Annotated in this window: 28 protein-coding genes and 1 riboswitch; of the genes, 22 read left to right on the plus strand and 6 right to left on the minus strand. The window is 35.5% G+C overall.

The genetic code is table 11. The features are described from left to right. Positions 1 to 337 precede the first annotated feature (337 nt). Positions 338 to 1,291, minus strand: coding sequence for a nucleoside hydrolase (locus ACZ427_RS02170; RefSeq protein ID WP_461179142.1), 954 nt, complete (start codon positions 1,289 to 1,291; stop codon positions 338 to 340). Between the two features lie 262 nt (positions 1,292 to 1,553). Between ACZ427_RS02170 and ACZ427_RS02175 the strand changes: the two genes are divergently transcribed. From ACZ427_RS02175 to ACZ427_RS02195, 5 genes are all read left to right on the plus strand, one after another. Continuing rightward, positions 1,554 to 1,925, plus strand: coding sequence for a VOC family protein (locus ACZ427_RS02175; protein WP_461179230.1), 372 nt, complete (start codon positions 1,554 to 1,556; stop codon positions 1,923 to 1,925). A gap of 183 nt (positions 1,926 to 2,108) precedes the next feature. Further along, positions 2,109 to 2,588, plus strand: a complete 480-nt coding sequence (locus ACZ427_RS02180; RefSeq protein ID WP_461179141.1) for a VOC family protein — start codon at positions 2,109 to 2,111, stop codon at positions 2,586 to 2,588. A 62-nt stretch (positions 2,589 to 2,650) separates the two neighbouring features. After that, positions 2,651 to 3,268, plus strand: a complete 618-nt coding sequence (locus ACZ427_RS02185) for an HAD family hydrolase (protein WP_461179140.1) — start codon at positions 2,651 to 2,653, stop codon at positions 3,266 to 3,268. Between the two features lie 274 nt (positions 3,269 to 3,542). Next, positions 3,543 to 3,806, plus strand: a complete 264-nt coding sequence (locus tag ACZ427_RS02190; RefSeq protein WP_461179139.1) for a hypothetical protein — start codon at positions 3,543 to 3,545, stop codon at positions 3,804 to 3,806. Positions 3,807 to 3,871: 65 nt separating this feature from the next. Next, the gene (locus tag ACZ427_RS02195) at positions 3,872 to 4,003 is read left to right on the plus strand and encodes a hypothetical protein (protein WP_461179138.1); all 132 of its coding nucleotides are present in this window, start codon (positions 3,872 to 3,874) and stop codon (positions 4,001 to 4,003) included. Positions 4,004 to 4,211: 208 nt separating this feature from the next. On the opposite strand, the gene ACZ427_RS02200 is transcribed toward ACZ427_RS02195, so the two are convergent. Beyond that, positions 4,212 to 5,258, minus strand: a complete 1,047-nt coding sequence (locus tag ACZ427_RS02200; RefSeq protein ID WP_461179137.1) for an NADH:flavin oxidoreductase/NADH oxidase — start codon at positions 5,256 to 5,258, stop codon at positions 4,212 to 4,214. 156 nt (positions 5,259 to 5,414) lie between these two features. Here ACZ427_RS02200 and ACZ427_RS02205 point away from each other — a divergent pair, with 156 nt between their 5' ends. The 4 genes from ACZ427_RS02205 (at position 5,415) to ACZ427_RS02220 (ending at position 8,851) form a co-directional block, all read left to right on the plus strand. Then, on the plus strand, positions 5,415 to 5,828 hold the full coding sequence (locus ACZ427_RS02205; protein ID WP_461179136.1) for a MarR family winged helix-turn-helix transcriptional regulator: 414 nt from the start codon (positions 5,415 to 5,417) through the stop codon (positions 5,826 to 5,828). Between the two features lie 1,019 nt (positions 5,829 to 6,847). After that, positions 6,848 to 7,426: a nucleotidyltransferase family protein gene (locus ACZ427_RS02210; RefSeq protein ID WP_461179135.1), complete on the plus strand. Its 579-nt coding sequence runs from the start codon at positions 6,848 to 6,850 to the stop codon at positions 7,424 to 7,426. Positions 7,427 to 7,578: 152 nt separating this feature from the next. After that, positions 7,579 to 8,100 carry a GNAT family N-acetyltransferase gene (locus ACZ427_RS02215; RefSeq protein WP_461179229.1) on the plus strand — a complete coding sequence of 174 codons (522 nt, stop codon included), beginning with the start codon at positions 7,579 to 7,581 and terminating at the stop codon, positions 8,098 to 8,100. Between the two features lie 133 nt (positions 8,101 to 8,233). Continuing rightward, positions 8,234 to 8,851: a class I SAM-dependent methyltransferase gene (locus ACZ427_RS02220; protein WP_464883509.1), complete on the plus strand. Its 618-nt coding sequence runs from the start codon at positions 8,234 to 8,236 to the stop codon at positions 8,849 to 8,851. Here ACZ427_RS02220 and istB read toward each other — a convergent pair. Together istB and istA are read right to left on the minus strand one after the other, a co-directional pair. Beyond that, complete coding sequence (gene istB, locus ACZ427_RS02225; protein ID WP_464883432.1) at positions 8,843 to 9,607, minus strand: IS21-like element helper ATPase IstB; 765 nt, start codon at positions 9,605 to 9,607, stop codon at positions 8,843 to 8,845. The genes ACZ427_RS02220 and istB overlap by 9 nt on opposite strands. Beyond that, complete coding sequence (gene istA / locus ACZ427_RS02230) at positions 9,604 to 11,172, minus strand: IS21 family transposase (RefSeq protein WP_461180033.1); 1,569 nt, start codon at positions 11,170 to 11,172, stop codon at positions 9,604 to 9,606. Before istA ends, istB begins: the two co-directional genes overlap by 4 nt. A 522-nt stretch (positions 11,173 to 11,694) precedes the next feature. Between istA and ACZ427_RS02235 the strand changes: the two genes are divergently transcribed. The 3 genes from ACZ427_RS02235 to ACZ427_RS02245 are packed head-to-tail and all read left to right on the plus strand — an operon-like array spanning position 11,695 to position 13,373. After that, on the plus strand, positions 11,695 to 12,186 hold the full coding sequence (locus ACZ427_RS02235) for an RNA polymerase sigma factor (RefSeq protein WP_461179833.1): 492 nt from the start codon (positions 11,695 to 11,697) through the stop codon (positions 12,184 to 12,186). Between the two features lie 4 nt (positions 12,187 to 12,190). Further along, positions 12,191 to 12,682, plus strand: coding sequence for a hypothetical protein (locus ACZ427_RS02240; RefSeq protein ID WP_461179834.1), 492 nt, complete (start codon positions 12,191 to 12,193; stop codon positions 12,680 to 12,682). Between the two features lie 19 nt (positions 12,683 to 12,701). Beyond that, positions 12,702 to 13,373 (plus strand): hypothetical protein, encoded by a 672-nt coding sequence (locus tag ACZ427_RS02245; protein WP_461179835.1) that lies wholly within the window; start codon positions 12,702 to 12,704, stop codon positions 13,371 to 13,373. Positions 13,374 to 13,666: 293 nt separating this feature from the next. Here ACZ427_RS02245 and ACZ427_RS02250 read toward each other — a convergent pair whose 3' ends face one another. Together ACZ427_RS02250 and ACZ427_RS02255 are read right to left on the minus strand one after the other, a co-directional pair. After that, entirely contained in the window at positions 13,667 to 13,981 is a 315-nt protein-coding gene (locus tag ACZ427_RS02250) for a DMT family transporter (RefSeq protein ID WP_461179836.1), read from the minus strand. Then, positions 13,981 to 14,322, minus strand: coding sequence for a DMT family transporter (locus tag ACZ427_RS02255; RefSeq protein WP_461179837.1), 342 nt, complete (start codon positions 14,320 to 14,322; stop codon positions 13,981 to 13,983). The genes ACZ427_RS02250 and ACZ427_RS02255 overlap by 1 nt, the downstream gene beginning before the upstream one ends. Before the next feature lie 72 nt (positions 14,323 to 14,394). After that, a riboswitch (guanidine-I (ykkC/yxkD leader) is annotated at positions 14,395 to 14,491 on the minus strand. A gap of 419 nt (positions 14,492 to 14,910) precedes the next feature. Between ACZ427_RS02255 and ACZ427_RS02260 the strand changes: the two genes are divergently transcribed. The 10 genes from ACZ427_RS02260 (at position 14,911) to ACZ427_RS02305 (ending at position 19,836) form a co-directional block, all read left to right on the plus strand. After that, positions 14,911 to 14,961, plus strand: a complete 51-nt coding sequence (locus ACZ427_RS02260; protein WP_464883569.1) for a hypothetical protein — start codon at positions 14,911 to 14,913, stop codon at positions 14,959 to 14,961. 747 nt (positions 14,962 to 15,708) lie between these two features. Continuing rightward, positions 15,709 to 15,930: a hypothetical protein gene (locus ACZ427_RS02265; protein ID WP_461179838.1), complete on the plus strand. Its 222-nt coding sequence runs from the start codon at positions 15,709 to 15,711 to the stop codon at positions 15,928 to 15,930. Positions 15,931 to 15,989: 59 nt separating this feature from the next. Beyond that, positions 15,990 to 16,328, plus strand: a complete 339-nt coding sequence (locus tag ACZ427_RS02270; RefSeq protein ID WP_461179839.1) for a hypothetical protein — start codon at positions 15,990 to 15,992, stop codon at positions 16,326 to 16,328. Positions 16,329 to 16,419: 91 nt separating this feature from the next. Beyond that, positions 16,420 to 16,602 carry a PspC domain-containing protein gene (locus ACZ427_RS02275; protein WP_461179840.1) on the plus strand — a complete coding sequence of 61 codons (183 nt, stop codon included), beginning with the start codon at positions 16,420 to 16,422 and terminating at the stop codon, positions 16,600 to 16,602. 125 nt (positions 16,603 to 16,727) lie between these two features. Next, entirely contained in the window at positions 16,728 to 16,877 is a 150-nt protein-coding gene (locus ACZ427_RS02280; RefSeq protein WP_461179841.1) for a hypothetical protein, read from the plus strand. 295 nt (positions 16,878 to 17,172) lie between these two features. Further along, entirely contained in the window at positions 17,173 to 17,808 is a 636-nt protein-coding gene (locus tag ACZ427_RS02285) for a pentapeptide repeat-containing protein (protein WP_461179842.1), read from the plus strand. A gap of 89 nt (positions 17,809 to 17,897) precedes the next feature. Further along, on the plus strand, positions 17,898 to 18,530 hold the full coding sequence (locus ACZ427_RS02290) for a CatA-like O-acetyltransferase (RefSeq protein ID WP_461179843.1): 633 nt from the start codon (positions 17,898 to 17,900) through the stop codon (positions 18,528 to 18,530). Between the two features lie 157 nt (positions 18,531 to 18,687). Beyond that, positions 18,688 to 18,963 (plus strand): hypothetical protein, encoded by a 276-nt coding sequence (locus ACZ427_RS02295; protein ID WP_461179844.1) that lies wholly within the window; start codon positions 18,688 to 18,690, stop codon positions 18,961 to 18,963. A gap of 253 nt (positions 18,964 to 19,216) precedes the next feature. Beyond that, a complete protein-coding gene (locus ACZ427_RS02300) occupies positions 19,217 to 19,495 on the plus strand; it encodes a hypothetical protein (protein ID WP_461179845.1) in 279 nt (92 codons plus the stop codon). A gap of 200 nt (positions 19,496 to 19,695) precedes the next feature. Further along, complete coding sequence (locus ACZ427_RS02305) at positions 19,696 to 19,836, plus strand: hypothetical protein (RefSeq protein ID WP_464883510.1); 141 nt, start codon at positions 19,696 to 19,698, stop codon at positions 19,834 to 19,836. Positions 19,837 to 19,846: the final 10 nt, after the last annotated feature.

Here is a 19,846-nt window from a genome sequence, read left to right on the forward strand (position 1 = left end):
TTTATGCATACAATAACCCTGCATTCCGGAGACTAGGAATGCAGGGTATTTGCTTTTCATTGTTCGCGGTTAAGAAAGGATAAAACTTTCTTACTGCATAAGTGCGGGCTTTGGCCATAAGAGCTTGGCGAAAAGCCAAGTTCTCTAGCAGTTTCCATTCGTACATCTACATAGTAAAAGGAGTAATCTCCTCTCTAAACCAAGGGGGAAAGTGGGACGATGGACCTGTCCCCCCGTCCCCCGTTAGACACAAATGTTTGCTGACACATTCATTGGGGATTCCCTGTAACCATGTAAAATACGCTAATTATTCTTCAATTTCACTAACGGAGCCACTTTATTTATGATTTGTTAAGATTTCAAGGACGTTTGAGACAAAAACATCCTGATTAATTTTCAGGGCAATACGTGTACATTTTGGTCCAAAACAATTACTCGCCCCTGGTCGGAAGTCAGCGATACTTTTACCGTATGCAAAATTACCTTTATATTCAACCTTAACCTCTCGTTTTTTGTACTCAAACAACCCGTCAATATCAAGAGCAGCCATTAAAGCAGCCAAATCGTGTTGCGGTGTCCCGGGAATACCTGGCTCTTGTTGTTGATAGACTTCATAATAGAAATCTAAGATCGGTTTGATTATCTCTTCTAAAGGTGAATCTGAACGAGTGTCGATGAGATTGACAACTCCTGGGGTCAATAAGGCATCCCTTGTCACATCTAAAGGTATGATTGTCAGGTTAGCTACATTTTGACAAACGTAATTAGCGGCAATGGGATCACCGTAAAAGTTCGCTTCCGCTACTTCGGTCGCATTGCCAGGTTCCATAAAAGCTCCCCCCATCACATAGGTTTCTTTTACATCTTCCATCACTTCAGGACTTAAATAATGAGCAATGGCCAGAGAAGTGCATCGTCCGACATTAACGATTGTTACCTCATTACGGTTGTTCTTGATTAATTGGAACAGCTTACTGAAATTCGTCCGATTTGCATAACGTTCTTCTGGAATTGGAGGATTAATCGGACCCAATCCTTCTATACCATGGATTTCAGGAAAAAAGGCAGGTTCCTCACCGCTCAGGGGACGTGTAGCACCAGCGATGACAGGAATATCTGTACGGCCTGCTAGTTCCAACAAGTACTCGACATTCCTATACGCCTTTTCCCGATCGATGTTACCGTAGCCACTGACCACTCCAATGAGATCTACCTCGGGATTCTTCAGCGCGTATGTTAACGCGATAGTATCATCTATACCTGTATCGGCAAATAAGATTATTTTTTTCATTTAACCACCTCAACCTACCTTATGAAAAAAGATAGGGGTTGCTTGTATGTTTGTCCGATGAGAGTCTTCTCAAGAGGAGAAAATCGTTAAAAGCTTTTCCACTAAATTCAACCGCGATTGCGCTCTGTCTTTACGGGGAGTGTCATATCGAAGTGATAAGAAATGCTTATGTATTTCGATATAAAAAGAATATTTCTAATTATAATTTATTCAAGGTATACTTTCATAGAACGGATATGGAAAAAGGATGGTGTGTTTAATTATGTTGTATTCTTTCACTGGAATTGATCACGTTCAACTGGCTGCACCAAAAGCTAGCGAGGATGAAGCTCGTCATTTCTTTAGCAGTATTCTTGGCATGGAGGAGATCCCAAAACCTGTAAATTTAGCAAAGCGTGGTGGTGTTTGGTTTCAATGCGGAATACATCAATTGCATATTGGCATTCAAGAAGACTTCATTCCTGCTAAAAAGGCTCATCCCGCTTTCCATGTTGAGAATTTAGAAGCACTACGTGAAAGACTAACCAATAAAGGGTTTGAGGTAAAAGAAGATGAGCCGCTGGAAGGCGCTAAGCGTTTTTATGTAAACGATCCGTTTGGTAATCGTTTAGAATTTCTTCAATGGAACAAATAATGCTACTTTTAGTAAACAAGGATGATACATTTATTAAGTCAGGAGAATTAATGCGAACCGAAACACCTTATTATGTTGGACGTGGGATAAGGCATTGGCAGGCGACCCAGATGTCATGGGAAAATCCGGGCAGTTGCTATGAGTCGATGATCTGGCAAAAGAGTACCTATTTTTCCGATATCGATGGTCGATATATTCCCCCATTTAAACGTTGAAGCTAAAAGGAAATATCAACAACAATATAGAAAAATAGAAGTGGTGGAAAAAGGAGGAGATTTTAAAATGGAAAAAACATTCCCCGTTAAAAACCAAATGAATGGTGTGTTTGTTCATGTAACAAATTTGAAGGTCTCAGCAACATGGTACACTGATTTGTTAGGGCTGGATGTTGATTTAGATAAAGTAGTATCACCTGTTTATAACATCCCCTTAGTAGGGACAACTTCTCTAACTTTAGATGACCACACCTTTGATCCTGACTTCAAACATAATATAAGTCCAAGCCCAATTTTTAATTTATTTGCTCCGAAAATTGAAGAGGCATATAAATATATCAAAGACAAAGGTATTGAAATTGTAAGAGAAATAGAGAGGGTAGGCGATACAGCTTGGTTTAACATAAAAGACCCAGATGGAAATGTAGTGATGATTTGTAATTGTTAAATGAAAAAAGTTTAATGGGACTTTGATTGAAATCACGAAATACGTTGAAGGAGTTTAAATAGATGGACAGCATGATTTTTGATCTAGATGGGACATTATGGGATTCAACAGACACGGTCCTGCTGGCGTGGAATAGTTTGATGAAGGATTACAAGCAAATCAAAAGGGACATAACGAAGGAAGATCTTCAGAGTGTCATGGGACTTCAATTTACCGAGATAGGAAAAAAACTGTTCCCGGACTTAAATGGTCAGGAACGGAATCGATTTTTAGAAGAAAGCTGCCTAGTAGAAAATACATTTCTAGGAGAACAGGGCGGGATTCTTTTTGACCAAGTAGAAGATGTATTGCGGATTCTTTCACAGAAATATAAGCTTTTCATTGTAAGCAATTGTCAGGATGGATATATTGAAGCATTTTACAAGTTTCATCAATTAGAAAAATACTTTACAGATTATGAAAATCCAGGGAGAACGGGTCTTTCAAAAGGAGAAAATATTAAATTAATCATGGAACGAAATCACTTAACCAAACCTGTCTATGTGGGTGACACGGAAGGGGATCGAAAGGCAGCCCAATACGCCGGTATTCCATTTGTCTACGCCACGTATGGATTTGGACAAGTAAATGAATATGATTATGCAATTGAAACCTTCGATGAACTTGTTAAATTATTTTAAACGAGGAGGCCGTTTCTTCAGCTAATAGACAACGGGCGACTTTAGAAGTGATCCAAAGCCTTCTGGGTCATGAAAAAAAGCGAAACTACAAGAAACTATGCTCATCTCAGTGGGAAATCAAGCCATGATTTTTATAGCAAATATTTTTAGAGGTAATGGGTTGATTCGTAAATCTTTATTTACCCTATTGAAATGATGTGATGATGTCTGGGAAGATCTTATACTGTGTTATAATAATGGTAATAAAAAACGAAATCTTCTGAGGTGATGAATAATGGGAGCATTAAGCGAAAATGTGAAAAAAGAACTCGCGAATGCATTGGATGACAAAAATGCGGCAATGTTTGTGGCCGATGGAAAACTGTTCTCTTTAGAAGTGCACGATACTTCCACGAATGAAGAACCCGATAATTTGGCGCAGGAAATCGAAACATATCCGGAATTAAAGGAATCTCTCCAACGTTTTCTTGATAATTCGGACATGAAACGTTATACCGCAAAAGAATTAAAGGAGTTGCGGCATGACCAAAGAAGATAACCGGAAGTTTTCGGTTCATTTTACAGAGGAGTTTAACAAGTGTTTGGATCAAATCCAAGCTTTCTTTGCGGAACGAACAAGGAGAAGATGTGCTTGAATGGTGGTTTTCGAAAGAAGATGACATGATTGATGAAATTGATCGTCTGTTATCTTCTTTTATTATCATTAAATCAAAAAAACAAAATAAAACTGATTAATATTTGATTGCGATTAACGTTAAAATAAGCAATTATTGTTTACCGAAACGGGCGGGATAACCGAATAAATATGTGTCGTAATCGGGTCAGATTGTTGAAGAGCAAGATCAAACTAAATGTTTCTGTAGAGGAAAATAAACCAAAGAAGGCTTAATGAGAGCTATGTAAATTGGTTTAATAAAAAAGGCTTCCATTAAGGAAACCTTTTCTATCGTATTCCCCTTGCGTATTGAAAAGGAGGATTTACTTTACGAGTCAATGCTTTTTCTGCGTGTAATCCCCAGTAAGGATCAGTGAGCATGCCTCGTGCAATAGCTACAAGTTCAGCATCTCCATTGGAGATTGTTGCTTCTGCAAGGGCAGGATCGCTTAATTTCCCAACAGCAATAACCGGAAGACCTAGTTGCTCTTTAAATTCACGGGCAAAAGGAACTTGATACCCCGGGGTATTTTTCGGTTTGCTTTTTCCTGGAGGACCTTCACCACCACTGGATACATGGAAAAGGTCAACGCCTGCTTCTTTAAAACGTTTAGCCATTTTTATCGAATGCGATAAATCGTAGCCACCGTCCACGTATTCAATTGCAGACATCCGCATGATGAGAGGCATCGCTTTAGGCATGACGTTTTTAACTGCTCTAACGACTTCTTCTCCAAAAAGCGCCAAGTCTTTTCCATATTCATCGGCACGGTTGTTGATGCTTGGTGACATAAATTGATGCAATAGATATCCGTGAGCACCATGTAACTCAATCGTGTCAAACCCTGCTTTAACGGCTCGTTCAGTAGCCTCTTTAAACTGTTGAACGGTTTCTTGAACTTCTTGTGTTGTTAAAGCTCTTGGAGATTTTAGTTCACCATTTATCGTTTCTTCTGGCAGAACCTCAACAGGAATATTGGAAGCGCCAACAGGCTGGGTGGCATCTTCAGCTTTGCGTCCCGCATGTGCAATTTGAATACCGACCTTAGCGCCGTGTTTGTGAATCTCACTGATGATTCGTTGATATTCTGGAATTTGATGGTCTGACCAAAGTCCTAGGTCAGCATTAGTAATTCGGCCATCGGGTGCTACACTCGTCATTTCCATGATAATTAGCCCCGTTCCACCGACAGCTCTAGAAACGTAGTGTACAAAATGCCAATCGTTTGGAGCACCATCTTCTTTAACAACTGAATACTGGCACATCGGTGACATGACGATACGGTTTTTTAACTCTAAATTTTTGTTGGAATAGGGGGTGAATAAATTATTCATGTTAATACCTCCTTTTCATTTGTTTGCGCATGCATATAAATATAATTGAGTATAACAAATACACTCAATATCAATTCATTTATTTGCTTGCACATACATATATTAAACAGTATGCTATAATTGTGTCAATACATTGAATCGGAAAGGGTTATAAATATGAACGATAATAATTTGTTTGCAACTTGGATTAACCTTACGAAATATCATGATCGTCTATTGAAGGCCATGGACTATTCGTTACACCATCAATATCAATTAGGCATTAATGAATTTTATCTGTTATACTTCCTTGCACAAACGGACGAAAAGAAAATGCGTTTATCAGATCTGCTTCCAAAGGTCGGTCTGAGTCATAGCGCATTATCTCGATTAGTATCAAGGATGGAAAAGTATCGGGGAGAGTCATTGGTTCAACGTAAAACCGATGAGAGAGATAAGCGCTCCGTTGATATTTTACTTTCAGAAGAAGGGGAACGGCTAGCAGAAGAAATGTTGTCGTTGCTTAATAGCACTCTGAATAAACAATTAAGCGAAAAAGACATTAATAAAATTAAAGGGTTATTTGATTAGAAAGACTCCAGCTAATATGAGAAAGAGACTGTTCAAGAATCGAGCGCACTTATTGAATAAGAAGTCTTATTGATACGTGATGGTTAAGGCCCTAAAAATAATTAAATGTGTACAAACAACGATTTCGTGGTATAATTAACATAGAAAGATAATAAGTGCATACACTAATAAAGACCGCCCATGCTGCTACATGGAGCGGTCGCAATAGACCGAACCCCGTCAAGAGGGGTAGGCAGCGAGATAAAAATAATCCCTCACTTACCTGCTAGAGTGCATGAGGGATTATTTTTTATGGTTTTTATCAGAAACGATAAACGCTACTAACATCCCGAAGGAAATCATAAGCGTTAGCGCACTAACAATGTCCATAGGCATACACCTCCCTCCCAGGAAGTCTCCCACTGAAGACTAACGGCAGATCGACAGTGCTACCAAACCCCTCATGCGAAGCCAGTCTATTACATTTTATTATAACATATTGCAAACAATTAATTATTATTAAGCTAAAGGCAGCTATCTTGAAGACTCGATTTCGAGATAATGCTCTATAAATGAATGTTTTAACAGTTGGTATTATTAGGTTTTTTAGTGGTATAGTTATATTACTAACAAAATGGAGGGGGCGCCCTTGGGTATATTTGCGGCTTTCTTAGTTATTGTATTAACAGTAATCGTGGATTTCCTTTGGTTGGATGTAGATCGAAAACGTTGGGGCTGGATGAAGAATTGGACCAAGTTTCAAAAAGGGTTATTTTTTTCTGGTTTTATAGCTGTATCAGTACTAATTTACGTAGGGCTTAGTCTAGAATATTTAACTTAATAAGTTTTCCTTTACAGGGCGCAAGAGTTAAATAAGGCGATTATCAAAAGATCGTCTTTTTCTTTTGTGGTTGTTTTTCGAATGTTATGTCATTATTAAAATAAAGCTTTATTGAACTAACGCTATACGCACAAACAAGCGAACAATAATAAATGGATGGGGAAATATTAATGAAAATAGGGGAGCATACGGGGCTAATATGGACTTAAAGAGTGAAAAGGACATTTTACAAATAATTAATGAAGATGATTGGATGATGGATATTTTAACTACGGCAAAGTCATTAAATTTACCCGATTGGTGGGTGTGTGCTGGTTTTGTCCGTTCAAAAATTTGGGATACATTACATGGATATAGCGAAAGGACACCTATGCCTGATATTGATGTAATTTATTTTGATGATACAAATATAAGTGAGACTGAAGAAAAAAGGCTGGAGCAAAAGCTGAGTAATATGCACCCTAATGTACCTTGGTCTGTAAAGAATGAGGCAAGAATGCACCTTGTTAATACAATTCCACCTTATTCATCGTCTGTTGATGCTATATCTAAATTTCCAGAAACAGCAACATCCTTGGGGGTAAAATTGGATGAAGGTAATGCTTTAACATTAGCTGCCCCACATGGAGTTGATGATGTTCTAAATTTAGAGGTAAAGCCAACCGATTATTTTAAAGAGGATAAAGATCGTATTGCTATCTATGAGGAACGTATAGCGAAGAAAACTTGGAAATCAAATTGGGATAAGATTAAGGTTCAGCATATTAGAGTTTATTAAAAAAGAATATACTACTGCAGATACCACGATTGGCTACTTATCAACCTTTAATCAGTTAAAGGTTGATAAGCAGTAAATGAGAGGAGGCTTTTTAACACGGCAATTATATGGTTATCGTTAAGGATGAACCAGATATGGCGTATGAAGGGGGGATTCTAATGTTCTTAACACATCCAACAATTGACTTAAAGAAGAAGTATATGGATTTTTATCAAGAGTGGAAGGAAAGTGGAGAGGAAATGATACCCTTCGTAATAAAAAAGGGACCAGATAATTTTCCATCAATGCTTCATTATTTATCTGATTGTGAAAAAGGGCTAGAACCACCAGAAAGCTGGGTACCAGCAAGTTCCACTTATTGGTTGGTAGATAACCATGAATTGATTGGTGTCGTAAATATTCGTCATCGCTTAACGGAACCACTGATTAATACAGGCGGACATATTGGATATGGTATTAGACCATCAAAAAGAAAAAAGGGGTATGCTACCCAAATTCTCTCATTAGCCTTGGAAAAAGCAAGGGAATTAGATTTAGAAAAAGTCCTTTTAGTTTGTAATTCAACGAATGCAGCATCAAAAAAAGTTATAATAAATAACGGTGGGACAAGCGATTGGGATTATATTGACGAGCAAAAAAACACTTTGAAACGATTTTGGATTAAGCTTAAATAAATCTGTATTCTCTTGGTGCAAACGGTGCTTTAGTTACATATCGTCTTCTTCTATAACAGGGCTATATTGGGGAATAAATCAGACCAGATAGGGAATTTTGTAAAGAAATATACTGAAGCTAAAGGAGCATAATATGGAAAATAATGTTTTTGAACAGATGGCAAAAAAATATGATACAGAAGAACGAATTCAATTAGCCAAAGTTATAGTTAAAGAAGTAAGACCAGAATTACGAAATAGTAAATCAAAATCTTTAATGGACTATGGGAGTGGTACTGGTCTAATTGGTTTAGAATTATCGGACTTGGTGGATTCTGTTTTGTTGGTGGATTCATCAAAACAAATGTTGGATGTTGCAAAAGAAAAAATTTCTCGCAATGGAATGGCAAACTCCAAGGTGACTTATGCAGATTTTACCGAAGAAACACCTAAACTTAAGGCAGACATAGTTTTAATGTCCCTCGTTCTTCTTCATATTCCGGATACTAAAAAAATTCTCCAAGAATTATTTAATGTTTTAAATAATGGTGGCAAATTAATCATTATTGATTTTGATAAAAACGATAAAGTAAATCATCCAAAGGTTCATAATGGTTTTTCGCATGAAAGCCTTAAAAAAATATTATCCGAGGTTGGATTCAAATCCATCAAAATTAAGACATTCTATCACGGAAATCGTATTTTTATGAACCAAGATGCCTCCATGTGTGACCGTCAAGTAAAAAGACACAATTTATGCTCATTAATTTGAAACACTTTCTTGCCCAAATATGGTCGACCTATGTTTCATTCGGTAACTATCTTCATTTAAATGAATAATCTCAACCCGATGTAAAATTCTATCTAATATTGCTGTTGTAATTGCTTGGTCTCCTAATAATTCACCCCATTCTTTTGGTCCTTTATTTGATGTTAAAATAATGGATGACTGATTATATAAATCATTGATCAAATGAAAAAACATATTTGCTTCCTGTTGATCCATTGCCATAAACATCAAATCATCGATAATGACTAAATCTGCATCTCTTATTCTTTTCATTCTCGTCTGTGATTTACGAGTAATTTCCTCCGTTTTCAGTACGTGGACAAGGTCTCCCATCGTAGTAAAGATAACCTTGTAACCTTGGTTTAACGCTTCAATACCCAACCCGATTGAAATGTGAGTTTTCCCACTACCTGGTGGTCCTAATAGAATGATATTGTGTAACTGTTCTATCCACGTTAAATCCTTCAATCTATTCAAATGTTTGTTGCTCAATGATTTCTGTTCTTTTAAATTGAATTCTTCTAATGTCTTTTGGAAAGGAAATGTAGCCCATTTAAATCGTTTTTCTAATTGCTTTTCTTCTCTCCTAGTTTGTTCATATTTTGCTACATCTAAGAGGAACTGAGTAAAGGATGAATCCTTTTGCTCAGCTTCTCTAATTAATGTAGGAAGGTGATTCGCTGTTTCTGCTAAACGTAGAGTCTTCATCAACTCTTTCAATTGGTTCAACTGGCTCATATTGACTCACCTTCCAATATGGCAGTATAAGTATCCACTTCTCTTTTTTGAGTCTCCGTCTCCATAACCAAACCAGAAACCCCTTTTAAGTGTGTTACATTCTCAGCGGTGTCAGTCACTGTGTCTTCAACTTGTCGGTGTTGTTTTACATAGGCGACGACATCGCTAAAATCTGTTGCACCATAAAGGTTCTTTTTTATACACTCATTCAATGCTGCCGATAGAATTTCCCTGTTATTTACTTTTGTCTCTTTTAATATCATTTGAAGCTGATCCCTAATATATCGAGGGTACTTTTCTTTTACTTTTTGTAGATAACCATAAGCTATCTCATTGTCATTAAATTGCTGGGAAACGGTATTCATAAATGCATCAATACCTTTTGTTCTATCTCGGCTATGCTTCCTATCTTTAATCAATAACCCCTTCCCGTCAGGGATATTATGCTTTGCGATGATTTCACCTGTTTTAGGGCTATAAATGATTAATTCCTTTTCTTCGGTTTCCTTAATGCAGACAGTTTCATACTTGCCAAACGTCGCCAATGGAAGGGAATAACGATTAGATAAATAACGAATAGTATTGTCCTTATGGACACATCTTGATATACTATTTTCATAGCTATATTTTATATCTAGATTTTTGGTGACTGGTCTTAAGTGTTGTCTTTCCAGGGAAAACACTTCGACCGGTCTCTTTTTTGTTGTATGATGAATTTTATAGTTTCCAGTTCTATTGAGCCATTCCCAACCCTGTTCATTCCAAGAATCAATGTTATGAAATACTCGATGTTTAGCGAAGTTATGTTTAATAAAACCAACTACATTTTCGATTTTTCCTTTACTCTCTGGATCCGCCTTGCGGCAAACACGAAGGGTTAGATTCCTAGATTCTTTATATTGTTGGAACTCTTGCGTTAAAATTAAATCCCCGCCATTCTCACTGACGACTATTAAACTATCTTGGTCGTATACTAATTCACTTGGAATTCCCCCAAACCACCTAAATGCATTTTCATGTGCTTTGATGACATCTTGAGTAGTGAAAGGCCTATCTAACCATTCTTTATATTTATATCTAGAATTAGATAATACAAAAGCTATAAAGTTTAGTTTTACTTCCTTATTATCGACTGCTTTCTGTTTAGTATGACCAAAATCAACTTGTATTTGTTCACCCATAGGTGAATCGGGTATAGCCTCATATATTCGTGGTGAAGTTTCCTTCTTTATTTTATATTCCTCTCGAAGCTCTCTAACATATGATCGAACCGTACTTTCACCTATTTTTAAATCTTCGTACTTCTCTTTTAGCCAATCTTCTACTTGTGCGGCGGACATATCTGGATGTTCCCTCAACCAAGATAATATCAGCTCTTTATAAGTATCTAATTTCTTACTCCTCGTTTGAAGTGAATCTACCCACTCAGTCATATCCGAAGGAGACTTTTTTAGATAACGATATACTGTTGATCTTGATATTCCTAGCTTGTCTGCCACCTTCGTCTTACTGAATCCCTTTTTGATTAACTGACTTATTTCCATATACATTTCCCACTTATCCACCTTCTGCTACCTCCACTGTTGTATGTTATAGGATATAAACATTTTACAATGGAAAGTATCTATATTTTATTGGTATATTTGGGTAAATAAGTGTTTCTTTTTATCTAGCAAAAACTGTCTACTCTAGTTTAGCAGTCACACCATGTTTATTACCAGTAGTATAAAGTGATTTCTTAAACAATAATTAGCTAAAGGAGCAGTCTACTTAAAAGTGAAGCCCGAAAAGGCTTCACTTTAAAGTTATTTAGTACCTTCTAAAAGTCTAAATCATCTAAGTCTTTATCCATTTGGTTGGTTTTGTTTGTTACATGCCAATTTTGACTTGTATTATCATAAGATAATATATAGGCTGTTCATTCCACTTAATTTTTTCTCGAATACATATCCCTCGTTATTCGTTTTATCAATAAAAATAGCGGGACAAACTTGCTTTTAAACTTTTTTTGGAAATCTGAAAAAGATGCAACCTTTTTTGATTATAATCGTCTCTTTCATGCCAGAGATATTGTGGGGAGTTAAAAAATGCATAAGGTCAATCCATTAGAACTCATAGAAGAAATTTATAACGAGCATTATGTTTATTTAAGAAATTTCCTAATTGGATTAACGAAAAATGACGAGGTTGCAGATGATATTATTCAGGAATTATTTGCAAAAATCTTGATAAATCCATCAAGCGTTCTAGAAGTGACTTACATGAAAAGTTGGTTAGTAAAAGGAGTGAAAAATACACTTTTGGATTATCACAAAAAGAAAAAGCCGGAACTGCTAAAAGATGAAAATATTATTGAAACCATATTAATCAATAACCAGACACCGGAAGTAAAGACTTTGGTAAATAATCAAATTCATACAGTCTTGGGTGAACTAAATGATACGGATAGGGCAATATTACTTGCTAAAGTATATTATGGCTATGATTATCAAGAAATTAGCGAATTGCTCACCATCCCTATCTCCACCTTAAAATCCAAAGTGTTTAGAATGAGAAAACAGATGATTAAAGAGAGGTGATCAAATGGAAGTTTTTAATAAAATTCACCTATTATCGCAGGAGTTAATTCCGGTTATTAACGATTTAGATACTGAACCCAAACAAATTGTTTTAGATCATATGAAAGACTGTGAAGAATGTAAAAGCTTATATTCTCATGTCGTTGATTTTGACGATAATTTCCCTGAACTTGAAATTTCGGATGAACCAGAAATTAAACCACTGAAAAAGTTAGCACAGTTTAATACTGGATTGAAGCTATTATTAATTTCTGTAAGAGCAATTATTCTCTTCTATATCTTTTACTCAAGTTTTAGTTACTATGATTTAGCGTCATCACCAGAAATGATCCGTGCCTCTGTCCAATCGACTATGTTTCTATTTTACTTACCTGCCGCAGTCTTTTTGATTGTCTTTACCATCACCTTTTTCAACAAGAAATGGGTATGGATCTCTTTAGCAGCAGATTTAATTGTCGTCCTATTTCTGAGCAATATTTTGCAAGTATTTATTTAAACAAATCGGAGGTGATTGCATGGTTTTTTTAGTCATGTTGGGTGGTATATTTTTAGGATCTCTTATGTTCATGTTTACGTTTATTGCATCTAAAAGGAATGGTAAGTATTATCTAGCACCAATAATCACATTTCTCTTTTCTATCGTGATTACCGCTTATGGTTTTCTCGTGATTCGCGGATTCGAAGGTATGGGGTATGCTTTTTTAGCAGCAGGATTTTTAATTGTTAGTATTGCTGGTACACTTCTTTTACCTTTATTCATTCGCAGGAAAGACGCACAACAATTCAGGAAGACAGATAAAATTACGCTTGTCATTTTACCATTTATATTTTTTGCAACGATTGGGTTAGTCATCTATTCTGAACAAGGCTACTGGATCAATGATAAAGGGGAAAGAACCTTTGTAGAAGACGGAAACTCGGAAAGCTCTTATAGGATTTCCACTATTTCTGAAGGTAAAAAACAAGTTACGCTAAAACTAGGTAAAGAATACGCAGGAAAAGAAATAGAAGTTGAAAATGTTACGAAGCGGGGGCCTACGGAAATTACCGTGAAACTTGTTGAAGGTGAGGATGAGAATAAGGTTCCTTATATTGAGATAGGTCTGGATGAAATAAATGAACCTTTAAAAGTGCAAACCACAGAAGGAGACGTTATCCATTCGCAATTAGAAAAATTATCTAATTGACTATTCACTGCTTTGCTTATTCGTTAGCTGGCGCTATAATCGAATAAGCATATGCCGGAATAGGTCCATATTGCTTAAGATTGTCCTTAAGATATTAAATAGTTATGGTAAAATAAATGGAGATTGTGAAAAAGTATACTTAAATGCTAATGGGGAGCGTTAACAAAAGAAGGAGTTGTCTTTTCTGGAACCCCTATCGCTTATTTGTGCTAAATCAGGTACTTGAAGAGAAAAAATGAAGAAGATCGTTTGTTTATAAAAACAAGTTATCTTCTTCCATTGAAAAAATTCCTTTACGAAACAAGTTTAAGCCCTACTGCAGCACCTAATACCATTCCGATAAAAACTAGCCTTTTCCAATCGTTTGATTCTCCATAAATCAACATTCCTAAGATTGCCCCGCCAGAAGCGCCGATACCTGTCCAAATTGCATAGGCTGTGCCCATAGGGAGTGTTTCCATGGAATAGGCAAGGAATATAAAACTTGCCCCAAATCCGAGAATTAATAAAAACAATGATTGCCAGTTCCGAGCAATATGCAATTTATTGATCATGGCAACCCCAAACATTTCACATAAACCTGCTAAGATTAAAGAAGCCCATGCCATTAGGATTCACCACCTTTTTGAACTTTGTCTGGCGTAACTAATTTCAAACCAATAACACCTGCTAATAAAACGAATATTAAAAGTACTTTTTCCATCCTGAAAGGTTCATTAAAAAATACAATCTCAGAGAAAACTGTACCTGCCGTTCCTAACCCAACAAAAACTGCATATACCGTTCCCACAGGAAGTTTTCGTCCAGCCATGATCATTAAATAGAAACTGACAAAGATGGCAACAATCGTTCCAGTCCAAGTCCAAAAGTTATCTGCATGTTTTAAACCAATAACCCAAAAAACCTCAAAGAGAGCGGCAATAAATACCTTGATCCACTCTGTATTCATTTGTATAGCACCTCCAAATTTTATTATTACCAGAAAAACAAAAAAGCCTGAGAGAAACTGTGAAAAAACAGTATCTCCCAGGCTTTTATCCTTCCGTGACACAGCAGAGCTGTGAGTTTTCTCTCGGACCAGACCAACCTTATGTTGCGGAACCCTAGAAAACATTCCTATACAATTAAATTTTATTATACATATACACCCTATATTTTTCAAGAGTTGAAATCAGTTTAGGAGCTGGGTTGGCTTATTATTTGGATATTTTGCTTATGAAATTTACAGCAAGAAAGAAGAAAATTATTCATGAATAACTATCTTCCCGAGGAGGCTTATCTTTAATAAAGAATACTTTGCATATATTGGCCAAGAATCAGACTAGCACAGAGGAAATAAGATTTTATCAGTCCAATAGTTGTTAAAGGAAAGTTGGGAAATTTCTTTAAACTTCTTAGGCAAATGATATAATGGAAATATGCAAGAATCGCGTTTTCCTCAAGGGAGGTCGGCGCATTCCTGTCGGTTGTAGTGTCATACGATACGCTATAACGGAAGGGGGTGTTGCCCATGTCTGTTTTTGAGACACTGGTTCTAATGATCGCTTTCGCAACACTCGTTGTAACGATTACAGACCAGAAAAAATAGACCTCCCTGAGTTTAGCAGCCGGGTGAGGTCTATTCCTTGTTCGCGCTGACGCCTCTTGAAGGGGAACGATTCATTGCTGACCGGAGATATTAGCGTATCTTCGGTCTTTATTAGTTTATGCTTTTTTCTTGTCTCTATGTTTATTATAACACGTAAAAACAGTTTGCAAACAAAAAATATGATTGTTTTTGTTAGCTTTCTTACTACACAACTCTAGGTTGCTCCAATCGGCGTACCTTACGTGGCATTTTCTTGAAGGCGCTTTACAATTTAACTTCAGCAATACCAGCTAATATCAGAAAATTGTTCCAGAAAAGAGCTTTTTAGCCGAATAACATATTCTTTTATTGGGCCATTTTGTGAAAAAAGGAGGGTTTGTAATGTAAGTAGTTCACTTACAGTGGAGAAAAAAATAAAAACAGAATACATTTTAAAATGGTATTTTAGTGCGTAGAGATGTATTTTGAAAATTTTATCCAGGTTTTCTGAATATTTATGTTAAAATAAATCCTTGAATCAGGGATTTTATTCCTTTCTTTTTTATGTCTCTGAATGTTAATTAATAATAGTCAAAAAAGAAGTACCATGACAGCTGTGATCTACTTATACAGGAATTCTTAAGCAATACGAAAACGGGCGCAAGAACGGAACAAGACTCGACACCTCTGCCATACATAAGAGCCATATTGCGGAAAAAGAATGGAAAGAGAGACTGTTGTATATTTGCGGATTTAGGGGGAGGTATTTTGAAGAAGATTCTAGTATTAGTACTGTGCTGTTATCTTCTTTTTACCACTTTATCTGCTTGCCAAAAGGAATATAGTGGGGAATATATAGAGTGGGGAGAGCAGACCAACAGTAATGCGACTGAATTATTGGAGGAAAACAATATACCTTATGAGATAAGAAATGGGATAATATATATTCCAGAAGACGCTTTTGACAAAGCCATTTATTGTTGTTCTTAATAAATAATGTAAGTAGCCCTTGTTCAACGGGCGCAATCGTTTAGGAGGTGATTTCGCACTTGATAAATAAAAGAAAGGTATTTGTAGCAGGAATTGTTATGGTCATAATTCTTATAGCTATTATGGTATTTACTACTCCCACTAACGCTAAATTTGATAAATGGATATTAAAAGAGAATGGAATTGTGTGTAACGATGAAGGTTGGAATGAGAAGTGTATTAAAGATAATCGAGAAATAAGGAGTAATTCTTCTCATTTTAGAAATGCAGGAATATTTGCCTCTTATGAAAAGAATTTTGAATTTGATAATGGCGAGCAAACAACTTATAGAGCTCTTGGTATTTTCGGTAATCTTTTTCCAATGAAGAACGGAAGGGTCTGGGAGATATTAAATTAAAGGGTGATTTACTTTAATAAGACTTTTGGAATCTTCCTCAAACGGGCCATTTAGCTGAATAGAGAATGTGAAATAAAGGGAGGGGATTATAATGCAAAATAAATTAAGAAAATCTTCAACAGATAAAGCTATATCGGGAGTTTGTGGTGGTATTGCTGAATATTTTGGAATATCTTCTCTTGGCGTGAGATTACTCTTCATTATTCTACCAACAAATTTGATTATCTATTTAATTCTTGTGTATACAATACCTGGTAGTCCACCAACATTATAAAAAGTTTATTCCGTAATCGAGCTTAATTGTGGCATAAGTACATGCGTCCTTATTGCAAAGGCCATTTTGTTAAATATCCTTCTCAAAGGTATCTGGATATTTATGTTAAAAGGTGGTAATAAATAATGATTTGGAGGGAAGAAATGTTGCTAACACTCGTATTATTGGGAATTGCAGTAGCCCTATTTATTATTGCATATAATATCAAGACGATTGGCGAAAAATTAATTAAAACTCTCGAAAGAAGTTATTCAAACGAGAATGACAAAAACTAACTCGATAACGGTTAAAATCAAGGCAGATAATGTATTTAGGTACCCATTTCACCTGTTTTTGGTGGGCGCATTTGCGGAATAAGTAAAGCACTCTCTATTGGATTGTTGGGCCATTTAACTTAATAAGGGTATTTCTTAGAACTCAAAACAACGTCAGTTAAGATATGTGTCTAGATGAAGCCTACGTGTATCAGAAAATGCGTAAAGGTCAAGTCTTGAAAAAGAACATGAGTTCCTTTATGTTTGTAACTAGACACCTTATTATGAATTAAATTCTTTTGAGAGTAGGTATAAAGTGAAGATTGACACACCCAAGATCCCTGAAAATCTAACGAAGAGAAAATTTACAGATATTTATTACGAAGAAGATCCAGAATTTGAAGTGAGCCTCGTTACAGATTCTCAATTTGATAACGAGTCTATAGATCGATTACGACTTTATCAAACGGTTATCAAAAACTGCAACTTTGTTAATACCGACTTTAGCCGAATCGATCTTACCGATGTGCGCTTTGAGAATTGTGATTTATCCAATGCTAATTTGGGTAATGCCTCCATGAATCGTATTGAGTTTTATAATTGCAAGTTGTTAGGCACTAACCTAACAGAATCATACATTGGGAATACAAGGTTTGAGAAGTCGATTCTAAATATGGTGATGTTCGGGAATTCAAAATTTGAAAAAGTTATTTTTGATGATGCTTCATTAGATAGTGCTGATCTGTATGATTGTAAGCTCAAGAAAGTTGAGTTCCTTTCCTGCAATATCAATGATGCAAGGTTTGAAGAGACATCATTAAAGGGCATTGATATAAGTTCATCAAACTTTGATTCTTTAATTGTATCCATTGAAAACTTAAAGGGCTGCAAAGTGTCAACGTTTCAAGCCATTCAGTTTGCCTCTTTGTTAGGATTAAAAATTCAGGACTAAATAAATTCTTAAATGATCGGGCGTTTTAATTGAATAAAAGTTGTACCAGAATAGGGCCAAATTGTTGAAAAAATGAGAGGTTGAAATAGATGACGACTTATCAAGTCATTGATTTAGAAAGTTTTCCAAGAAGAAACTATTATGAGTATTTTATGGCGACAGACACAACGTTTGAAATGACAGTAAAAATTGATGTTACTCAAGCAGTTAAAAAATGCAAAGACGAATCTATAAGTTTTTATGCTTACTCCATTTTTAATTTGACTAAATCGGTTAACAAGATTCCGAATATGAGGTATGCCCACATAGATAAGCAATTAGTAGAATGGCAAGAATTAGTGCCAACGTTTACGAACTTTAATCAAGAAACAGAGTTATTTTATAGTTTATGGTTGGAAGGATTAACAGATTATAAATCAGTTGATTATGAGTATAAAAGGCTTATAAAAGACTATGCAAACACAACAGATATCGCACCAATGGGAGATGTCCCACCAAATGTGGTGAATATTTCATCAATTCCTTGGATGCATTTTGAACATTTTTCATCTCATCCAAGAGCTATCAAAAATAATTTAACACCAATGATTACCACTGGAAAGTACGAAAAAGTTGGTTCACAGTTGATAATGCCAGTGAATATTAAGGTTCATCATGCAACAGTAGATGCCTATCATGTGTCGCTTTTTTTTGAAATACTGCAACGTGAAATGAACCGTTAACTTTTAGTGCTCTCGCTATAATCGTTTTTATTAAAATATTCATTTTGGGGGTATCCGTTTTTCTTAGCTTAATGGCTATGTGGTAGGACTCTGAAACTATTTCTTACCGTTTTCGTATAGAAAACAGAGGCATAACTTTAAAGGAGGAAGTAAATAAATGGAATATACTCTAATAGGCATAGCTTTTCTTATAGTAATCTATTTATCAAGTAAGTTGGATAAATTAGAAGGTCGTATAAAAGGTATGCAATATACTTTAGACCAATTAGCTAAACAATCGGGAATATCTGAAAACCCAATTAATGATGATTTACGTAAACTAATAAAAGATGGTAAAGATGTAAAAGCAGTTAAAAAAGCAAGAGAAACTTTAGGTCTTTCATTGGTAGAAGGAAAAGAATATATTGATAAGTTAAAATTCGATAATAGATAATGCTTACCTAAACATATAAAAGAGAAATTTATCTGATACGACAAATTAACGAAAAGCAATATGCACGAATATGTAAATAACTTTAGTCTATGTAATGATCCAGAATAATCAAGTTGAAAGTTCATTGCAATTACAAACGGGTGCTGTTGAATAAGATTTTGGAGTAAATTTTATATTGAAATAAGGATGGTGTTCTAGAAATGATTCATTCAGTGGTATAATGGTGTTAGTAAATAATAAGGCGGTGTTTAAAATGAGTGTTAACCGTGAAGAACTAAAACGGCTAATTGACTTTATTCATGAAGAAGATACGGTTGAGGTATATGACTTTATTGGTTATTTAAATATGAAACGGGAAAGAGAAGCCATTGATCAAATGAATTTAGACCTTTTTTCTAAGGATAAGGAACTCATCCAGCAAGTACAGAAAAGTCGGGAAGATCGTGAAAATGGACGTATTTATGATAAAGAGCAGGGACTAAAGTATCTTCAGCATAAAATCAAGGAGTTTGAAAGTGAACAAAACTTATAATGTCTATTGGTCACAAACTGCCCTTAATGAATTAAGCAATATACTTGCATATCCTCCAGAAGTTAAGGAACGGATATTTGGATGCTTATAAACAATTGTCATATATGCCTGTTTTAACTGCAAAACAAATACCTATGGGACTTTAAAAGGCTACTGGGTAAGACTTGGTTTATATCAAGTAATTCTAATATTTGAGGTTGATGAAGAAGAATCTGTTGTGTGGATTGATGGTATTAAACATAAGAGAGAAAATGTTTATTGGAAAAGAAAGTAATAAGTTAGAAGAAATAGAACCCTATGGAAATGGTGTTCTTTTAATAAAGTTAGTTGCAAAAAATTAAAGAACGTTGA

Source organism: Virgibacillus ainsalahensis, assembly GCF_055380755.1.

Excerpts from the sequence above, each read along its gene's own strand:
- ACZ427_RS02170 (WP_461179142.1), bottom strand. The coding sequence starts at position 1,291 with ATGAAAAAAATAATCTTATTTGCCGATACAGGTATAGATGATACTATC.
- ACZ427_RS02175 (WP_461179230.1), top strand. The coding sequence starts at position 1,554 with ATGTTGTATTCTTTCACTGGAATTGATCACGTTCAACTGGCTGCACCA.
- ACZ427_RS02180 (WP_461179141.1), top strand. The coding sequence starts at position 2,109 with ATGGTCGATATATTCCCCCATTTAAACGTTGAAGCTAAAAGGAAATAT.
- ACZ427_RS02185 (WP_461179140.1), top strand. The coding sequence starts at position 2,651 with ATGGACAGCATGATTTTTGATCTAGATGGGACATTATGGGATTCAACA.
- ACZ427_RS02190 (WP_461179139.1), top strand. The coding sequence starts at position 3,543 with ATGGGAGCATTAAGCGAAAATGTGAAAAAAGAACTCGCGAATGCATTG.
- ACZ427_RS02200 (WP_461179137.1), bottom strand. The coding sequence starts at position 5,258 with ATGAATAATTTATTCACCCCCTATTCCAACAAAAATTTAGAGTTAAAA.
- ACZ427_RS02205 (WP_461179136.1), top strand. The coding sequence starts at position 5,415 with ATGAACGATAATAATTTGTTTGCAACTTGGATTAACCTTACGAAATAT.
- ACZ427_RS02210 (WP_461179135.1), top strand. The coding sequence starts at position 6,848 with ATGGACTTAAAGAGTGAAAAGGACATTTTACAAATAATTAATGAAGAT.
- ACZ427_RS02220 (WP_464883509.1), top strand. The coding sequence starts at position 8,234 with ATGGAAAATAATGTTTTTGAACAGATGGCAAAAAAATATGATACAGAA.
- istB (WP_464883432.1), bottom strand. The coding sequence starts at position 9,607 with ATGAGCCAGTTGAACCAATTGAAAGAGTTGATGAAGACTCTACGTTTA.
- ACZ427_RS02235 (WP_461179833.1), top strand. The coding sequence starts at position 11,695 with ATGCATAAGGTCAATCCATTAGAACTCATAGAAGAAATTTATAACGAG.
- ACZ427_RS02240 (WP_461179834.1), top strand. The coding sequence starts at position 12,191 with ATGGAAGTTTTTAATAAAATTCACCTATTATCGCAGGAGTTAATTCCG.
- ACZ427_RS02245 (WP_461179835.1), top strand. The coding sequence starts at position 12,702 with ATGGTTTTTTTAGTCATGTTGGGTGGTATATTTTTAGGATCTCTTATG.
- ACZ427_RS02250 (WP_461179836.1), bottom strand. The coding sequence starts at position 13,981 with ATGGCATGGGCTTCTTTAATCTTAGCAGGTTTATGTGAAATGTTTGGG.
- ACZ427_RS02255 (WP_461179837.1), bottom strand. The coding sequence starts at position 14,322 with ATGAATACAGAGTGGATCAAGGTATTTATTGCCGCTCTCTTTGAGGTT.
- ACZ427_RS02275 (WP_461179840.1), top strand. The coding sequence starts at position 16,420 with ATGCAAAATAAATTAAGAAAATCTTCAACAGATAAAGCTATATCGGGA.
- ACZ427_RS02280 (WP_461179841.1), top strand. The coding sequence starts at position 16,728 with ATGATTTGGAGGGAAGAAATGTTGCTAACACTCGTATTATTGGGAATT.
- ACZ427_RS02290 (WP_461179843.1), top strand. The coding sequence starts at position 17,898 with ATGACGACTTATCAAGTCATTGATTTAGAAAGTTTTCCAAGAAGAAAC.
- ACZ427_RS02295 (WP_461179844.1), top strand. The coding sequence starts at position 18,688 with ATGGAATATACTCTAATAGGCATAGCTTTTCTTATAGTAATCTATTTA.
- ACZ427_RS02300 (WP_461179845.1), top strand. The coding sequence starts at position 19,217 with ATGAGTGTTAACCGTGAAGAACTAAAACGGCTAATTGACTTTATTCAT.
- ACZ427_RS02305 (WP_464883510.1), top strand. The coding sequence starts at position 19,696 with ATGAAGAAGAATCTGTTGTGTGGATTGATGGTATTAAACATAAGAGAG.